Below are 15,287 nucleotides of genomic sequence, written 5' to 3' on the forward strand. Positions count from 1 at the left end.
GGCGTCGACCGCGCGATCCCATCCTTGAAAGAGTCGGTTTCCTGGTCGATCCTATCCTACAGTGTACGATCGAGGTGCAAACCGACCCGGAGGAGATGCCATGTACGTCGTCACCAACCGCAAGGTCAACGCTCGCAAGGAAGGTTTGGATGTCTTCGGCAATACGCCGAACACGGTCGGCCCCAATGAGCTGCGGCTCGTCAAGGTCACCAAGCAGGGTTCTCACTACGCCACCGAGCTGCTCACCGACAAGCTGACGCAGGCCGAGGTGCGGGAGCTGAAGCGACGACACGCGCTCGACATCGACGAGCGGGCGGATTGGTACGCGAGCCTGCGGGTCGCCTGCGATCTCATGGAGCAGGCGGCACGCGAGAAGCGTCATCTGCTGGTCTTTGTCCACGGTTACAACAACGACATGAAGGACGTGCTGAGCACGGCCGAGACGCTCGAGGCGCTCTACGATGTTCTTGTTCTGCCCTTCAGTTGGCCGGCGAACGGCGGTGGACCGGTCAGCGGGACGGCGGCCTACCTCGACGACAAGCAGGATGCGCGGGTCTCGATGGACGCGTTGAACCGCTTCTTCGAGAAGGTGCAGCTCTACCATGAAAAGCTGACCGAGGCACGTCGTGATGCCTTGTGGCAACAGGCGATGGCGGAAGACGGCGATCGCGGCAATCGGGAGGCGGTTCATGCGCGCTTCACCCAATTGTTGGCCGAGGATTGCAAGGTGACGCTCAATTTGATGTGCCACAGCATGGGCAGCTATGTTCTGAAATACGCCCTGCAACCCACTGCTGCAGCCGCCGCACGATTGATTTTCGACAATGTCTCGCTGGTGGCTGCCGATACGAACAATGCGGCACACGAGACCTGGGTTCAGCGCATCCAGGCCCGCAATCGTCTCTATATCGTCATCAATGAGAACGACTCTGCCCTTGCCTGGTCGCGTCGCAAGCCGGGTGATGCGCAGCGGGCGCGGCTCGGCCATTACCTCAAGAACCTGTTTGCGGCGAATGCACGCTATATCGATATCACCCGTGCCGATGGCGTGGGCAATGCGCACGGTTACTTCGCGGGCGAGCCGGTAGCGCGTAACCCGGCGCTCAAGGCCGTGTTCAGCGATGCCTTCGAAGGCGGGCGGGCGGAGGATCGGTTGTCCTATGCGGCCGATATCAACGCATATCGGTTGATTTAAACCGCGCCTAGAGCGAGATGTTCATTTTCGCGTGAGTTCGACGTTCGGTGCATCCACGGCCCTTAGCGGCGACGCGGGCTCTCCCGGATCTCAGGGAACGCCAAGTTTAGTAAAATCAGTGTTCTACGCAGCCAATCTTGGTAAACTTCCATTCGAACGCTTTTAACTCAATGGAAAACCGATGATTGACCAGAGCCAACTCCTGCGCCTGCTCGGACTGCCGCAGATCGCCATCGACCGCGTCGAGATCACGGACGCCGCTGTGCTGGAAATTCATGTGCACAGCACCGAGGAGGGCACGCAGTGCCGGAGCTGCGGCCGACGCATCACTGAGCCGCATGGACTCGGTGAAGAACGGCGGTTGCGCCATCTGTCGATCTTCGAGCATCGCACCGAAATTCTCATTCGTCCCAAACGGTATCGCTGCCCCGATTGCCGGGATCATCCCACCACCACCCAACGGGTGGACTGGTACGACCCGCGCAGCGGCTTCACCCGTGCGTTCGAACACAGCCTGATGCGCGCCCTGATCAACAGCACCCTGGAAGACGTCGCGCACAAGGAGGCCGTCACCCCGGAGCACCTCGACGGTATTCTCGATCGGTGCGTCCCGAGCCAGATCGACTGGACGACGCTCACGGCGCTGCCCGTGCTCGGGCTCGACGAGATCGCCTTGACCAAAGGCCACGGCAATTTCGTGGTGATCGTCAGCGCCAGGGTCGAGGACACCCTGAGCATCCTCGCCGTGCTCAAGGACCGTAAGCGCGCGACCATCGAGGCGTTTTTGCGCACGATCCCAAAATCCTTGCGGCGCACCGTTCGCGTCGTGTGCACCGACCTGTACAGCGGCTTCATCGGTGCGGCCAAGGCCGTCTTCGGCACGCACGTCGCCATCTGCGCCGATCGCTTCCATGTCGCGCGTTTGTATCGCGACGCCGTGGAGACGTTGCGCAAGACAGAACTGCGCCGGCTCAAGCGCGACCTGTCGAAAACCGAGTACGGCGGGCTCAAGAACGTCCATTGGATCCTGCGCAAGCGCGAATCCGACTTGAGCGCCGAGGAACGGCGGATCCGCGCCCGGTTGTTCGCCTATTCCCCGCAACTCGCGCAAGCTCATGCCCTCAGCCAAGCCCTCACCGAGGTCTACGACATGCCCCTGTCCAAAGGTCAGGCCAAGCGCAAACTCAGTGGCTGGATGCGACGGGTCAAGAACGCCGAGATGACGTGTTTTCAATCCTTCCTGAAAACGTTGCGCCGTCATTGGGACGAGATCACCAATTATTTTACCGAACGACACACGAGCGGTTTCGTCGAAGGTCTCAACAACAAGATCAAAGTATTAAAACGGCGGTGCTATGGCTTGAGCAACCTGCGCCGGCTCTACCAGAGGGTGTACCTCGATCTGTGCGGTTATCGGGTTTTCGCGCGCTGATCAATGAAAAACAACCGCTTAAAAATGGCTTGGACGGGGTGCGTCCAGCGATATTTTCAACCAACGTGTTCGGTCAAAATGACTACAACGTCATGTTTTTAAATATTTTAGCGCTTTCCCTGAATTCCGGGAGAGCCGCGACGCGGTTTAGAATTGTATATTTTTTAATATCTTAAGCTGCGCAGGCTCCGGCAATTATCGGATCCTGCGCGGCCAAGCCAATCCGACAAACTATGCATACCGCACCGGGCGCGGTTTAAAAAGCTCAAATTCTAAACCGCGTCTCGCCAAGATCAAGGAAGTCTCCGACGCTGGATACGAAATGAAAATTACGCATTTCGCTCTGGACGCGGTTTAAAGCAGCACGCTCACCAGTCGCACGGCCGAGCGCTCGACGGCCTTCTGCATGACGGCGCCGACGAGGGCCTTGCCGAAAGCCTCATGCACGCGAGTCTTCCCCGTATCGGTTCGGATGGTGGCACCGAGGCAGCCCACCTGCTCGAGCCTCTCCAGGATCTGCACCTGGGTCAGGCGTTCGGGCTCATAGTGGACGGTGATGCTGCCCGCGCGCGGATTCACGCGGACCTCGCGGACGCCCTCGGTGGCGAGCAGCTCACCTTCGGCCAAGCGTGCGCTCACCGGGTCGCAACGAAACGAGCCGGAACGGATCCGTAGGCGGCCGGGGACGTGATGGATATAGTGGCTCATGGACGCATGCCTCGCGATGGAAGACCAGATGACGACACACGCATGGTATGACCGGTTTCAGGCAAATGCAAATCCTTCGCATTCCCGGTATGCTTGCGGGGTCTTCGGCTTCCCGAGACAGGTTCTCGACCGGGCGTCTCGCGCCGATCGCTTCCGGCGGTCGGCCCTGAGCAGGGGCAGCAGCGCTTGGCCGGGCCATGACATCAGCTTCGAAGGTGAGATTGAGAACGATGAAAAACGACGATGATTGGTTGGTCTTTCAGCTCGAAGACCTGATGGCGCGCGTCGAGCCGGGAACCCTGTCGCTCAAGGAGTTTCTGCGCACCCCTTCGCTCAGCTGCTCCGTCTACCACCTCCCCGTCGGATCGCGCGACATGGCGAGCGCGCACGAGGAGGACGAGCTTTATCTGGTGCTCGGGGGGCGCGGGCGACTGCGGGTCGGGGAGAGCGAGCACGCGGTCCGCGAAGGCACGCTGATGTACGTGCATGCAGCCTGTGACCACACCTTTTTCGACGTCGAGGAGGATCTGACCGTCCTGGTCTTTTTCGGTGCGCCGGTCCGCCTAAAGCGTGCCGGGAGCACCGATGAGGACGTTGACTGATGCCGGTATTCCGGGGCAATACATGTGTCTTGGAGTTGGCGCGGTTTAAGCCTTTAAATTCATCACTTGAACCGCGTCCCCTCCGGCGCGCGTAGATGCGCGCGAGATCGCGTACGAGTAACAAGAACGCATATCCCGCCGGACGCGGTTCAATGACTGGCGATGCCTTTGATCTGCTCGAGCCGGGCACTCACCGCCACGTCGGTTTCCCCTTCGAGCCGCACACCCTTGAGCGCATTGAAAAGGATTCCGATGGTGGTGCCGTTGTGCAGGAGGGCGCTCGCGACCGGCGAGAGGACGCCGCCGATCGCGCCGGCCAGGATGCCGGTGTTGATCCCGATGGCCGCGCGGAAGTTGCCGCGGATCAGGGTCATGGTCTTGGTGGCGATCTCGCGGGCGTCGGCCACGGCGCCGAGTCGGTCGTCCATCAGCAGGATGTCGGCGGTGGCGCGGGCGATGTCCGCGCCGCGCGGCATGGCGATGCCGACATCGGCGGCGACCAGTGCAGGGCCGTCGTTCACACCGTCGCCGACGAAGGCGACCCGGCTGCCGTCCGCCTGGAAACGGGTGATCAGATCGGCCTTCTCCTCCGGTGCGACCTCCGCGTAGAAGGCGTCGAGACCCAGCTCGCGGGCGAGGGCTTCGGCCTTCTGGCGGCGGTCGCCCGTGATCATCACCAGGCGACGAATCCCTTGGGTCCGCAGACGCTCAAGCGTCTCGCGTGTCTCCGCCCGCAAGGTGTCGCGTAGGGCGATCAGCCCGACTGGCCCGTGCGCGTTGCCGACGAAGAGCAGGATCTTGCCTTCCTCTTCGAGCCGGGCGATTTCCTCGGCATGGTCGTCGAACGCGATGCCGCGATGCTCTTCCAGATAGTGACGACTGCCGACCAGGATCTGCTTGCCCTGCACCTCTGCGGACAGACCGTGCGCGACCAGGTAATCGACCTCGCCGTGCGAGATATGCTGCAGATCGCGCGAGCGCGCCGCCTCCACGACAGCGTTGGCCACCGGATGCGAAGCATGCTCCTCGACCGAGGCGACGAGCGCGAGGAGTGCAGTCTCGGTGCAGCTCGCCTGTGCGTTCAGCACCACGACATCCGTGACCGCGAGCTCGCTGTGGGTCAGCGTGCCGGTCTTGTCGAAGACGATGGTGTCGACACCTGCGAGGTGCTCGATCGCCTCGCCGCCCTTCATGAGCACACCGTGAGCGGCCGCCTGATACATCCCGGATTTGAAGGCCACCGGCGTGCCCAGCTTCAGGGCGCAGGAGTAATCGACCAGAAAGACCGACTGCAATCGGGTCAGGTTGCGGGTCAACCCATAGACGGCCGCGCCTGTACCCAGCGTCAGATAGACCCGCTGATCGGCGAGCCGGTCGGCCTCGCGCTGGGTGTCGGAGCGCTTGTCGAGCGATTCCTGGATGAAACGCGAAATGCGTGCGGTCGTGGTCTCCTCGCCGACCTGGGTAGCCTCGATGTGCAGGCGACCCTCGATCAGGACCGAGCCGGAGACCGCACGCAAGGGCGCCTCTTTGCGGACCGGGACATCCTCCCCGGTGACCGCGGCTTGATTCACCAGTGCGCTGCCGCCGACCACCCGGCCGTCGACCGGAATGGTCTCGCCGGGGCCGACCTGGACGACCTCGCCGGCGATGACTTGATCCCCCGGTACCTGTATCAGCTCGCCCTCGCGCTCGACCCAAGCCATCGCGGGCTCCGGTCGGAGCAGTTTTCGCAGCAGTCGGTCGGACTGCCGCTCGGTACGCCGCTCCAGAAAGTTGCCCAGCGAGAGCAGGAAATCGGTGATGTTTGCCGTGTAGAGCTCGCCTCTGGCCGCCGAGAGGCCGATCGCGAGGGCGTCCAGCACCTCCACCTTGATGCCCTTGCGGACCAGCGTTTCGGCGCCGGTCCCAAGGGTCGAGGCCACGTTGGCCGCCGTGAGAGCGATCTGGAGCGGGCGACTGAGGAAAGGCAGGAGGGCGATGGTCGCCAGATTGGTGACCATCGGCGCGATCTCGGCCTCGCGCGATCTGCCGGCCGCGAGTCTCGGTTCCTGCGTCGGGGTGTAGGACTCAAGCCGCTGCAGGACGGTCTCGCGCGCCCCGATGGACTCCCGATACGCGACGACCAGCGTACGCGCACTGCGATTGGCGCGCGCTGCGGTCACCACGCCGAGCGGGTCCATCCAGTCTTCCAAGTCTTCGGGCTCGACGCCCGGTCCGCCGAGTGCGGGGATACGCAAACGCAAACGCCCCGGGATCTCGTGGACGATCCGGTAGCTCAGGTCAAAGGCGGGTGAGTCGAAGTCCATCGCGCGAGGAGGCGTTCTAGCCGGCATCTTTACCGGCATCGGTCTTGGATTGAGCCGCGTGATGCAGCTCCGCCTCTGCGTCATGGAAGCGCTCCTTGGCTTCTTCGATTCCGCTCTGCAGCGCCGACCACACCTGCACAACCCCTTTGATTGCGGTGCGCTGCACGCTCTCGTTGGTCAGCAGATAGGTCGCGGCAGCGCCGATCAGCAAGCCCTTCAGGAAGCGATCATTGCCGAAGTTCAAGAAGGAGCTTTGCTGCTGGGGGTAGCCGTACCCCGCCTGCACTGCCCCGTAACCTTGCCCATAGCCTGCGCCGGTGTTGGTCGACCCGTAAACGGGCGCGCCGACCATTTGCGGACCTTGTCCGCCGGCCGCTGTCTGACCGGCCGCCTGACCCTGCGCCGCAGTTGCGCCCATGCCGGGTGCCATCGGGTAACCATAGGAGGGGTGATAAGAGCTGCTCATGCCGATCCGTCTCCGTGTAGATGTGCCGTCAACGTTGTCGCTGATCGGTCGATAATGGTAAGGGACTAGACTCACGGGTGCTTCCGGGGCCTTACGCCTGGTCCTGTGTCGGTGCGACAGCCGGTGAGGATTGGGTGTCCGGGGTCTCGGGTCTTGCTCGAGCCTTGAGGATGGATCGGGCAAGCAAGACGAGTGCTGCACCGGCGAGGAGACCTCCGATCCCTTCGACCAGATGCTTGTGAACCCCGTGGCGTTGACGCTGGCGCTGATCACTCATCGGGATCCGTCCTGGCGTCTGCCCATCGTTGCAGGCCGTAAAGCGCCAGCGTGCCCGCGGCAAACATCACGCCGAGGCGCAACAACCCTTGCTCGGCGATGCCGGATGCAGCCGCTCCGCCGATAGCGGTGGCGACGGCCGCGGTCACGGCCGTCTTACCGGTCTCGCCGAACGCGGCAGCCGCGGTGACCTCACCGGACTGGACGCGTTGCAGGTTTGCGGCGGCGGCGAGGCTGCCTCCGACGACCGCGCCCAGGGTGGCGAGCCGGACCAGCGTCGCGCAGTCGGTCCCGCCGGGCGGGATCCCGGGTTGAGCCGGCGTCTGAACGAGATAGGTATCAGACATCCGACGTCTCCGATGGGTCTGACGGTCGCGGTCGCCGAGGACCGTCCTTGGCCCGATCGACACCCGTCTTGACCGCAGACTTCGCCTTGGCGCCCGTCTTGAACAGGGCGCTTTGGACGGATTCGTTCGTCAACACGAGCACGGCGGCGGCACCTAGAAGTGCCCCTTTCCAAAATTCCGAATCCTCCAGGTTGAGCATCTTGGATAGGCTCGACAAACCATTGCCTCCATTGGCGATCTCGTCGACGAGTTCGGACATTCCGGGGCCTCGCTGGCCGTGACCGTGACCATTGCCGGCGACGGTCGGCTGAGCGGGCATGGCACCGAAGCCCGGGGCGTAGCCGGGGTGAGGCATGCCGGGCTGCGGCATCCCGGCATAGGGCGGCGGCGCTGCATAGCCGGCTTGGGCTTGGACTTGGGCATGATAGGCCGCCCAATAGGGGTCGATGCCCGGCGGGAGGCCGTAGCCGGCCGGGTGCGATGCCGCTGCCGGATGCATGCCCGGGGGCATGCCGGGATACATCGCCTGATAAGGCGGGGCTGCGCCAAAGCCGGGTTGGCCGTAGTCGGCGCCCGGGCCGGGATAGCCGCCCGGCATCCCGGGGCCGGCGGTGCCGGCGTGAGGGCCGTTCGGAGGTGGGGTGTTCGCGCCTTGAGTCTGGGCCGGAGGACAGTCGGCCGCGCCGAGGGCGAAACCCGCTGCGGCCGCACCCTTCTGCGGTTCCGCTGCGCCTTGCCGCGGTGCGTCCGCCGCCGGCTGACCGGCCGCCGACGTGTGTCCCTGTTGACCGTTGCCGTGATCGCTCATGCTCAGTGTTCCTTGTCGGTGTTCGATCGAGTCGACCCAGTGCCGGCTCGTCACAAGTGATTCTGAGCGAATGGTAACGGTTCTTGTTTATGTTCTCAACAGAGTAGACCAAGCGCGCGAGGGGTTTTCAACCGCGCCCCCGCTAAGGACCATGGATGCACCCAACGTCGAACTCACGCGAAAGTGAGCATCTCGCTCCGGAGACGGTTTAGGCCGCCCGCGTCCGGTCTTCGTTCGGGCGCTCTGCGCTGCCGGATTCGCCGTCGGAGCGCACCGCCGGGGTCACCCACACGCGTCCCATGCCCGGGCCGAGGTCGAGTTCGAAGGGTGTCGGCAGTCGGTCCATGGGTGACTCGGGCGAGACATCCAGCATGGGGTCGGCGGTTCGGGCGACCTGACAGATGTCGTCGATCCGCAGGTGCTGGTGATTCCGGGCATCCTTGTTCAAGGCGAGCAGTGCCGTGTCACGACCCGTATCGGACCCTTTACGCAGCAGGAGGATGACCGGATTCGGATGATGGAGACGCTCGATCGGCCCTTCCTGCCCGAACACCGGGAAACGGTCCTTGATGCGGTTGACCTCGGCGATGAAGTCGCTGAGATCGAGGTTCGCGGCTTCCCAGTCCTCGGGGCGGGTGTTGACGACGTCGAGCCGGCGTCTGAAACCGAACTCGAAACCGATCGGGATCATGACGCCCGCCGAGAAGAGTGCGGCGAACAGATAGCGCTGCTTCATGGCGTCGGGGTTGTCGCCGGATTCTTGGAAGAGCCGCTCGGTATCGTGGCTCTCCGGGAAGCTGATCGAGGGGACCAGCCGGCGCGTCTGCTCGTATTGCTCCAGCAGCCAGCCGCCCTCGAAGTCCCACCATTTGGAGCTGTTGAAGATGGCGTCGAACCCGGCGGCGGCCGTGTCGCGCGTTTGCTCGGGCGAGCATCCCAGTGTCTCGGCGACGAAGACGACATCCGGATGCGCCTTGCGGATGTGCGCGATCAGATGCTCCCAGACCGGTTTGGGAATCTGGTAGGCCGCGTCGCAGCGGAAGCCGCGAAATCCGAGATCGATCAGGTACTCGACCATCTTGATGCAATAGGCCAGGAGTCCTGCGCGATCGGGCGAGCCGCGGTGATCGAATTGCGCCAGGTCGTGCCAAACGACGCGATTCCCGTCGGACTCGACACAAAAGGCGCTTGCGACGGCGTCGCCGTCGCGGACGAACCAATCCGGGTGCTCCTGCACCAACCGCGAGTCCTTGGCGCAATGGTTGATCACGAGATCGATCATCATGCCGAGACCGAGCCGATCGGCCTCCGAGACCATGGCGCGAACCTGCTCCTCCGGGGTCCGACCCGTATCCGGGCCGACGAAGGTGGCGTTGATCGCGAAATGATCCGCGATCGAGTAGAGGGAGCGGGACTGGCCGAGAACCTGGATCGGGTTGACGAAGATCCAGTCGAAACCCATACCGGCGGCCCGCTTGAGGTGGGGCGTCCAGTCCTTGAAATGTCCGGCGAGCCGGGGAAACAGATTGTAGATCTTCATCGAGCCGATGCGCTCCTTGCCGCGCCTCGGCGCGGCGGATTGGGGGCTGGGTCGAGGCCGTCGTGCGGCCCCTCAGCCTTCGCGGATATAGTCGTAGATGTTGAGGTAGTCTTGGCCGGGCGTGTTCCAGGAATAGTCGCTGCGCATGCCGTTCTTCATCAACTCCCGGAAATGCTCGGGGTGGTTCCGATAACAGGCGATGGCGCGTCCGAGCGCCGACTCCAGGCCGGGGTTGTCGAAATCGCGGAAGACATAGCCGTTGCGCTCGTGCAGCGGACGGTGCGAGTAGTCCTTGTCGAAGACGGTATCGGCGAGCCCGCCGACCTCCCGGACCACAGGCACCGTGCCGTAGCGCAGGGCGATCAGCTGGGTCAAGCCGCAGGGCTCGAAGCGGCTCGGCACCAACATCATGTCCGCTCCGGCATAGATGAGGTGCGAGAGATCCTCGTCGAAGCCGATCTCCAGATGGCAATCCGGGCTGTCGTTGAGCATCCGTTTGAGGCCCCAGAAATCGCCGTTGATGCGATCGTCCGGACTGGAGCCGAGCAGCACGAACTGTGCGCCCCGCTCCAGGGTGTAGAAGATCGCATGGCGGACCAGGTCCAGACCCTTTTGCGGGTCGAGTCGGCCGATGAAGGCGACGATCGGTTTGTCGTTGTCGGCGAGCATCAGGCGATGACGCAAGGCGCGCTTGTTGTCGTACTTGCCGTCGATGCTCTCGACGCTGTAGCGCACCGGGATCTGGTGGTCGACCTCGGGGTTCCAGATGTCGTAGTCGATGCCGTTGACCACGCCGCCGTATTTCATCTGATGGGTGTGCAGGGTCGGCTCCAGGCCGAAGCCCTGGCCCTGATCCTTGGTCTCGAAGGCGTAGCGCGGCGAGACCGTGGTGATGAAATTGGAATAGACGATCCCGGCCTTGAGTAGATTCAGTGCCTTGGGATAGGTGTTGTCCGCCATGCGATCCTGATTGAAGAAGCGTTCCGGGCGATGCAGCCCGGTCGCGTGCAGGATCTCGACCCCGGTGACCCCTTGATGGGCGAAGTTGTGGATGGTCAGGCAGACCCGCGGATGGGTCATCCCGAGCGGCTGATAAAACTCGTAGAGGAACACCGGGACCAAGGCGGTCTGCCAGTCGTGCACATGGATGACGTCCGGATGTTTGCCGGCCTTCCAGAGGAACTCCATCGCGGCACGCGAGAAGAAGGCGTAGCGCAGGACGTCGTCCTTGAAACCGTAGATGCTGCCGCGGTTGAAGAAGTTGTCCGGCGAGTGCGGCTCGATGAAGAAGCACTTGCGCCCGTGCACGAATCCGAAGAAGACCGTGCAATGGATGGCGCCGTCGTACCAAGGAACCCAGAGATCCTTGTAGACCTCGTGCATCTCGAAGATCTGATCGTGCCGCAGGGTCGCGTACATCGGCAGGATGATCTCGACATGATTGCCGCGGATCGCCAGCTCGCGGCTCAGACCGAAGACCACGTCGGCCAGCCCGCCGACCTTGGCGACCGAGGCCAGCTCGGGCGTGATGTGGACAACGTAGAGGCTCGGGCGCGCAGGCCCCGGCGGCGGAGCGGGCTCATGGATCGGCTCGGGCTCGGGTGGCTGCTCGTATTGCGGCTCGGACTCGGGCGGCGGTGCTGCTGGCTTCTCGGGCTCCGGCTCCCGAAGCGGCTCCGGGAATAGCTCCGATTCCGTCCGGGACACTGGAGCGGGCTTGGACGCCGGCTCCGGGTCGCGGGTCGGACGTGGTCGCGTCGGGGGAGGTGCCGGATATTCCGCGGGCGTCGCGCTGCGGGTCGGCGGTGTTGCCTGCTTGGCCTCGGGCACGGGTTTAGGCTCAGTCTTCGGTTCGGACTCGGAGGCCATCTCGCTGCCTGCGGCCGATCCGCCGGGCGGACGTTCTGCAGCCGGCTCGGGCGTCGGCGCCAAGTCGATCGGAGGCTGCGAGGCGGGGGCGGTGCTCGGTGCCGAGACCACCGGAGCGGGCGTCGCGGTTTCGGTCGCCTTCTTCACGAGCGTGTCTGCCGGAGGCGATAAGCCTGGCTCCGGAACGGACGCGCCCGAGCCGACCGCGGCGACCTTCGCCTCGTCCGCGGGCAGTGGCGGACGGCTCGTTGTCGCGGACTTGGATGCGGTGTGCTTGGATGCGCCGCGTCGTGCGGCGTCCTTTTGCGATTCGGTTGGCTTGGATCCAGTCGGCTTTTTCGCCATGCCTGATTTCTTCCTGCAGCGGTGTTCGTTCCGGGTACAACTCAGCGGCCGAGGGCTAGTGTACCCCGGGCGTCGCCTGCGAGCGTCTTCGGACCGGTCGTCGCGTGCAGCCGTTCGACACCTCGTGAAACTCAGCCCGGCGCGGCCGCATCACCGGGTCGCGCTCGGCCCTCGTAACGCCGAATCGCGTCGCGATAAAAGCGACCGCTGTCCTTGATCAGGCGTTGCCGATCGACGGGGTCGACCCGCACCAGGCCGAAGCGCTTCGCGTAGCCGTAGCTCCACTCGAAATTATCCAGCAGCGACCAGGCAAAATAGCCGCGCAGATCGACCCCTCGGCGCAGCGCGCGGGAGGCGGCGCGCAGATGGCTGCGCAGATAGGCGACGCGCTGCCGGTCGTGGAGTCTCCCCGCGACCGGCGGCGGGTCGTCGAAGGCCGCGCCGTTCTCCGTGATGTAGACGGGCGGGTTGCCGTAGCGTCCCTGAATCCAGGCGAGGATGTGGGTCAGCCCCTGCGGGTAGACCTCCCAATCCATCGCCGTGTGCGGGCGCGCGTCTTGGCGCACGCGGCGGGCACCGACCGGCTGCTCGGTCGGATCGGCGCGCACGACCGAGCGCGAGTAATAGTTCACGCCGATGAAGTCCGGCGGGGCGCGCAGGGCGTCCAGCTCGCTTGCACTGTACTCGGGCCAAGCCGTGCCGAAGATGGCCTCCATCTCCGCGGGGTAGCGTCCGAAGAAGACCGGGTCGAGAAACCAGCGATTGATGAAGGCGTCGCGGCGTGCCGTCGCGGCGATGTCGTCCGCCAATGGGCTCGCCGGATACTGCGGTTCCAGATTCACGGCGAGCCCGATGCGCTCGATCCCTTCGGCCCGACCGCTCGCCAAGGCGGCGGCATGGGCGCGCAGCAGGTTGTGCGCGACGATCGGGGTTTCGCTCTGGCTGCGGTGTCCGGGTGCCAAGTCGCCGAAGAGATAGCCGCCTGCCGTGATGACCCAGGGTTCGTTCAGGGTGATCCAGAGGCGGACCCGATCGCCGAGGGCGCGATACAGGATCCGTGCATAGTCCGCGAACCATCCCGGACTCGCGTCGCTCGCCCAGCCTCCGCGTGCGTCGAGCGCCTCGGGGAGATCCCAATGGTAGAGCGTGAGCATGGGTTCGATCCCTTGCTCCAGCAACGCATCGACCAAGTGTCGGTAGAAATCCAGGCCCGGCTGATTCACCCGCCCGGTGCCTTCGGGCAGGATGCGTCCCCAGGCGACGCTGAAGCGATAGGCGTTCAGACCGAGCGACGCCATCAGGGTGACATCCTCGCGCCAGCGCCGGTAGTGGTCGCAGGCGATATCCCCGGTGTCGCCGTTCAAGACGCGCCCGGGCGTGTGGGCGAAGCGATGCCAGATGCTCGGCCCCGCCCCGTCGGCGAGCGGGGAGCCCTCGATCTGGTAGGACGAGGTCGCCGCGCCCCACAGGAAGCCGCTCGGCGGCGAGTCGGTCGGCATCTCGGGAGCCTGTTCGTTCATGTCTGCCCACTCCAGGTCCCGTCCTGGTCGACCAAGAGCACCTCGTCGTAGGCACCGGGATCGTCGTCCTCGTCGCCGAGCGTGATGTAGGTCATCCCGCGCTCGCGCAGCATCCCGAGCAGCTCGTCGATCTGGCATTCACTCAGCGCCCGGGTCGGGTGGTCGAGCATGACGAAGGCGGGCTCGGCGAGGATCACCCGCGCGAACGCCAAAAGCTGCTGCTCGCCGAGAGAGAGCAGCTCGTTCCAGTTGCGCTCCACATCGAGCCCGCCCGCCCGAACAAGCGCGGGCTCGAGCTTGAGTGCCCGCAAGTTCGCGAGAATGCGCTCGTCGGTGAAGGATCCGTTTGCGTCGCTCGGCGTGACCAGCTGCCGCAGCGTGCCGGGCGGCAGATAGGGCCGCTCCGGGAGGAACATGAGTGCACGGTCGTTCGGGCGTAGGATGCGTCCTTCACCGGCGTCCCAAAGCCCGGCGGTCGCGCGGAACAGGGCCGTCTTGGCCGACTCGTTCGGCGCGATGATCAAGAGACGTTTGCCGCGCGGGACCGAGACGGACAACGCCGTGACCAGGTCGCGCCCGCTGCGCGGCGAGCGCAGCGTGAGTGCGTCGAAAGCCACGCGGTCGCCGTCGTTGCGGATCTCGATGTTCGAGGTCCTCGGGGTTGCGTCGTCCCCCATCGCCTCGCGCAGCCCCGCTAGACGCGCGATCACGGCCGTATAGGCCGAGATCGACTGAAACTGGGTGACGATCAGCGAAAAGGCGCCGAGCAGATGGGCGAAGGCGATCGCGGACTGGGCGATGACCCCGAACTGGGCATCCCCCTTGATGAACAAGGGGGCGACGACCAAGGCCGGGATGATCTGGATCATGTAGTTGTAGCCGGTGGTGAAGAATCCGAGGTTGCGGTTCACCAGGATGATGCGTTGGTAATTCGCCGTCAGATCGGCGAGACGCTCGAGCAGCTGGAATTTCAGTCTGGCCTCGCGTCGCAGCAGCGCGATGGAGTCGGCGTTCTCTCGGACATGGATCAGGCGCGAGCGAAAGTTCGCCTCCTTGTCGAGCTGGTCGTAATTCAAGCGGATGAGAGGCTTGCCGAGAAGCACCGTCATGAATGAGCCCAGCGCGGCATAGGAGACGGCGACGACGAACAAGAGCGGGCTGATGCTCCACATGACACCCGAGAAGGCGATCACCGTGAAGGTCGCGTTGAGCAAGAGGAGTACGAACGAGAGCGTCGTGGCCGTGAGGTAGCGGATATCCTCGCTGATGCGTTGATCCGGGTTGGCCAGATCCACCGTATCGTGCAGGCGAAAATAGGTCCGATCGTCGAGATAACGCTCCACCGCCCTGGCAGTCAGCCAGTTGCGCCAAACCAGACCCAAGCGCTCCTCGCTGTAGCGAAAATAGACCGCGACCAGGGTCGAGAGCGCGAACACGCCGACGTAGATGAGGGCGAAGTGCATGAAGCCGCTCATGTTCTTGTTCTCGATGGCCGTCATGAAATCACGGCCGACGTAGCTGTTGAGCACATTCAGGCCGTTGATGCCGAACAGAAGCAAGATCAGCAAGGCGAACAGCAGCTTGGCTTTGCCGCCGACCTCCGAGCGCCCGAGCATGACGAGCATGTCGAGAAAGCGTTTCCAGGTCGCGCGGCTGATGGTTGTGCGCAGTGCAATCATGGTGGGGCCGGGCCTTCGAGATCGGGGAAGCGAGTGCCGACGGAGCGCACGACGAGCCGTCCGGCTACCCTGGCCCAACGTCGCGGATGACGCTGGCCGGGCGCGAGTATAGCCTTACGCCCTGACCGGTTGCGCGGGATCCTCGGCTCGATCCCGCCTACCCCCGAATCGACGCCCTTCAACCGCCACCC

The 15,287-nt window shown here is 64.3% G+C and carries 13 protein-coding genes; 3 read left to right on the forward strand and 10 right to left on the reverse strand.

Annotated features, from left to right (window positions below; genetic code table 11):
- Window positions 1-100: 100 nt before the first annotated feature.
- Window positions 101-1,195, forward strand: a complete 1,095-nt coding sequence (locus tag BDD21_RS10485; RefSeq protein ID WP_120797127.1) for an alpha/beta hydrolase — start codon at window positions 101-103, stop codon at window positions 1,193-1,195.
- Window positions 1,196-1,376: 181 nt separating this feature from the next.
- Window positions 1,377-2,627: an ISL3 family transposase gene (locus BDD21_RS10490; RefSeq protein ID WP_120795416.1), complete on the forward strand. Its 1,251-nt coding sequence runs from the start codon at window positions 1,377-1,379 to the stop codon at window positions 2,625-2,627.
- A 354-nt stretch (window positions 2,628-2,981) separates the two neighbouring features.
- On the opposite strand, the gene BDD21_RS10495 is transcribed toward BDD21_RS10490, so the two are convergent.
- A complete protein-coding gene (locus BDD21_RS10495) occupies window positions 2,982-3,335 on the reverse strand; it encodes an HMA2 domain-containing protein (RefSeq protein ID WP_120797128.1) in 354 nt (117 codons plus the stop codon).
- 230 nt (window positions 3,336-3,565) lie between these two features.
- Here BDD21_RS10495 and BDD21_RS10500 point away from each other — a divergent pair, with 230 nt between their 5' ends.
- Window positions 3,566-3,937: a cupin domain-containing protein gene (locus BDD21_RS10500; protein ID WP_120797129.1), complete on the forward strand. Its 372-nt coding sequence runs from the start codon at window positions 3,566-3,568 to the stop codon at window positions 3,935-3,937.
- Window positions 3,938-4,086: 149 nt separating this feature from the next.
- Here BDD21_RS10500 and BDD21_RS10505 read toward each other — a convergent pair whose 3' ends face one another.
- The 9 genes from BDD21_RS10505 to BDD21_RS10545 form a co-directional block, all read right to left on the reverse strand.
- Window positions 4,087-6,273 (reverse strand): heavy metal translocating P-type ATPase, encoded by a 2,187-nt coding sequence (locus BDD21_RS10505; protein WP_245969517.1) that lies wholly within the window; start codon window positions 6,271-6,273, stop codon window positions 4,087-4,089.
- On the reverse strand, window positions 6,263-6,712 hold the full coding sequence (locus BDD21_RS28580; RefSeq protein WP_245969519.1) for a YtxH domain-containing protein: 450 nt from the start codon (window positions 6,710-6,712) through the stop codon (window positions 6,263-6,265). Before BDD21_RS28580 ends, BDD21_RS10505 begins: the two co-directional genes overlap by 11 nt.
- A gap of 91 nt (window positions 6,713-6,803) precedes the next feature.
- Window positions 6,804-6,989: a carbon monoxide dehydrogenase gene (locus tag BDD21_RS10515; RefSeq protein ID WP_120797131.1), complete on the reverse strand. Its 186-nt coding sequence runs from the start codon at window positions 6,987-6,989 to the stop codon at window positions 6,804-6,806.
- Window positions 6,982-7,335, reverse strand: coding sequence for a magnetosome protein MamC family protein (locus BDD21_RS10520; protein ID WP_120797132.1), 354 nt, complete (start codon window positions 7,333-7,335; stop codon window positions 6,982-6,984). The genes BDD21_RS10515 and BDD21_RS10520 overlap by 8 nt, the downstream gene beginning before the upstream one ends.
- On the reverse strand, window positions 7,328-8,143 hold the full coding sequence (locus BDD21_RS10525; RefSeq protein WP_120797133.1) for a hypothetical protein: 816 nt from the start codon (window positions 8,141-8,143) through the stop codon (window positions 7,328-7,330). The genes BDD21_RS10520 and BDD21_RS10525 overlap by 8 nt, the downstream gene beginning before the upstream one ends.
- A 208-nt stretch (window positions 8,144-8,351) precedes the next feature.
- Window positions 8,352-9,683, reverse strand: coding sequence for an alpha-amylase family glycosyl hydrolase (locus BDD21_RS10530; RefSeq protein ID WP_120797134.1), 1,332 nt, complete (start codon window positions 9,681-9,683; stop codon window positions 8,352-8,354).
- 72 nt (window positions 9,684-9,755) lie between these two features.
- Entirely contained in the window at window positions 9,756-11,897 is a 2,142-nt protein-coding gene (locus tag BDD21_RS10535; RefSeq protein ID WP_170164730.1) for a glycogen synthase, read from the reverse strand.
- Between the two features lie 131 nt (window positions 11,898-12,028).
- Entirely contained in the window at window positions 12,029-13,417 is a 1,389-nt protein-coding gene (locus tag BDD21_RS10540) for a GH1 family beta-glucosidase (RefSeq protein ID WP_120797135.1), read from the reverse strand.
- Window positions 13,414-15,096, reverse strand: coding sequence for an ABC transporter ATP-binding protein/permease (locus tag BDD21_RS10545; RefSeq protein WP_120797136.1), 1,683 nt, complete (start codon window positions 15,094-15,096; stop codon window positions 13,414-13,416). Before BDD21_RS10545 ends, BDD21_RS10540 begins: the two co-directional genes overlap by 4 nt.
- Between the last annotated feature and the right edge of the window lie 191 nt (window positions 15,097-15,287).

The sequence above is a fragment of the Thiocapsa rosea genome, assembly GCF_003634315.1.
Classification (GTDB): Bacteria; Pseudomonadota; Gammaproteobacteria; order Chromatiales; family Chromatiaceae; genus Thiocapsa; species Thiocapsa rosea.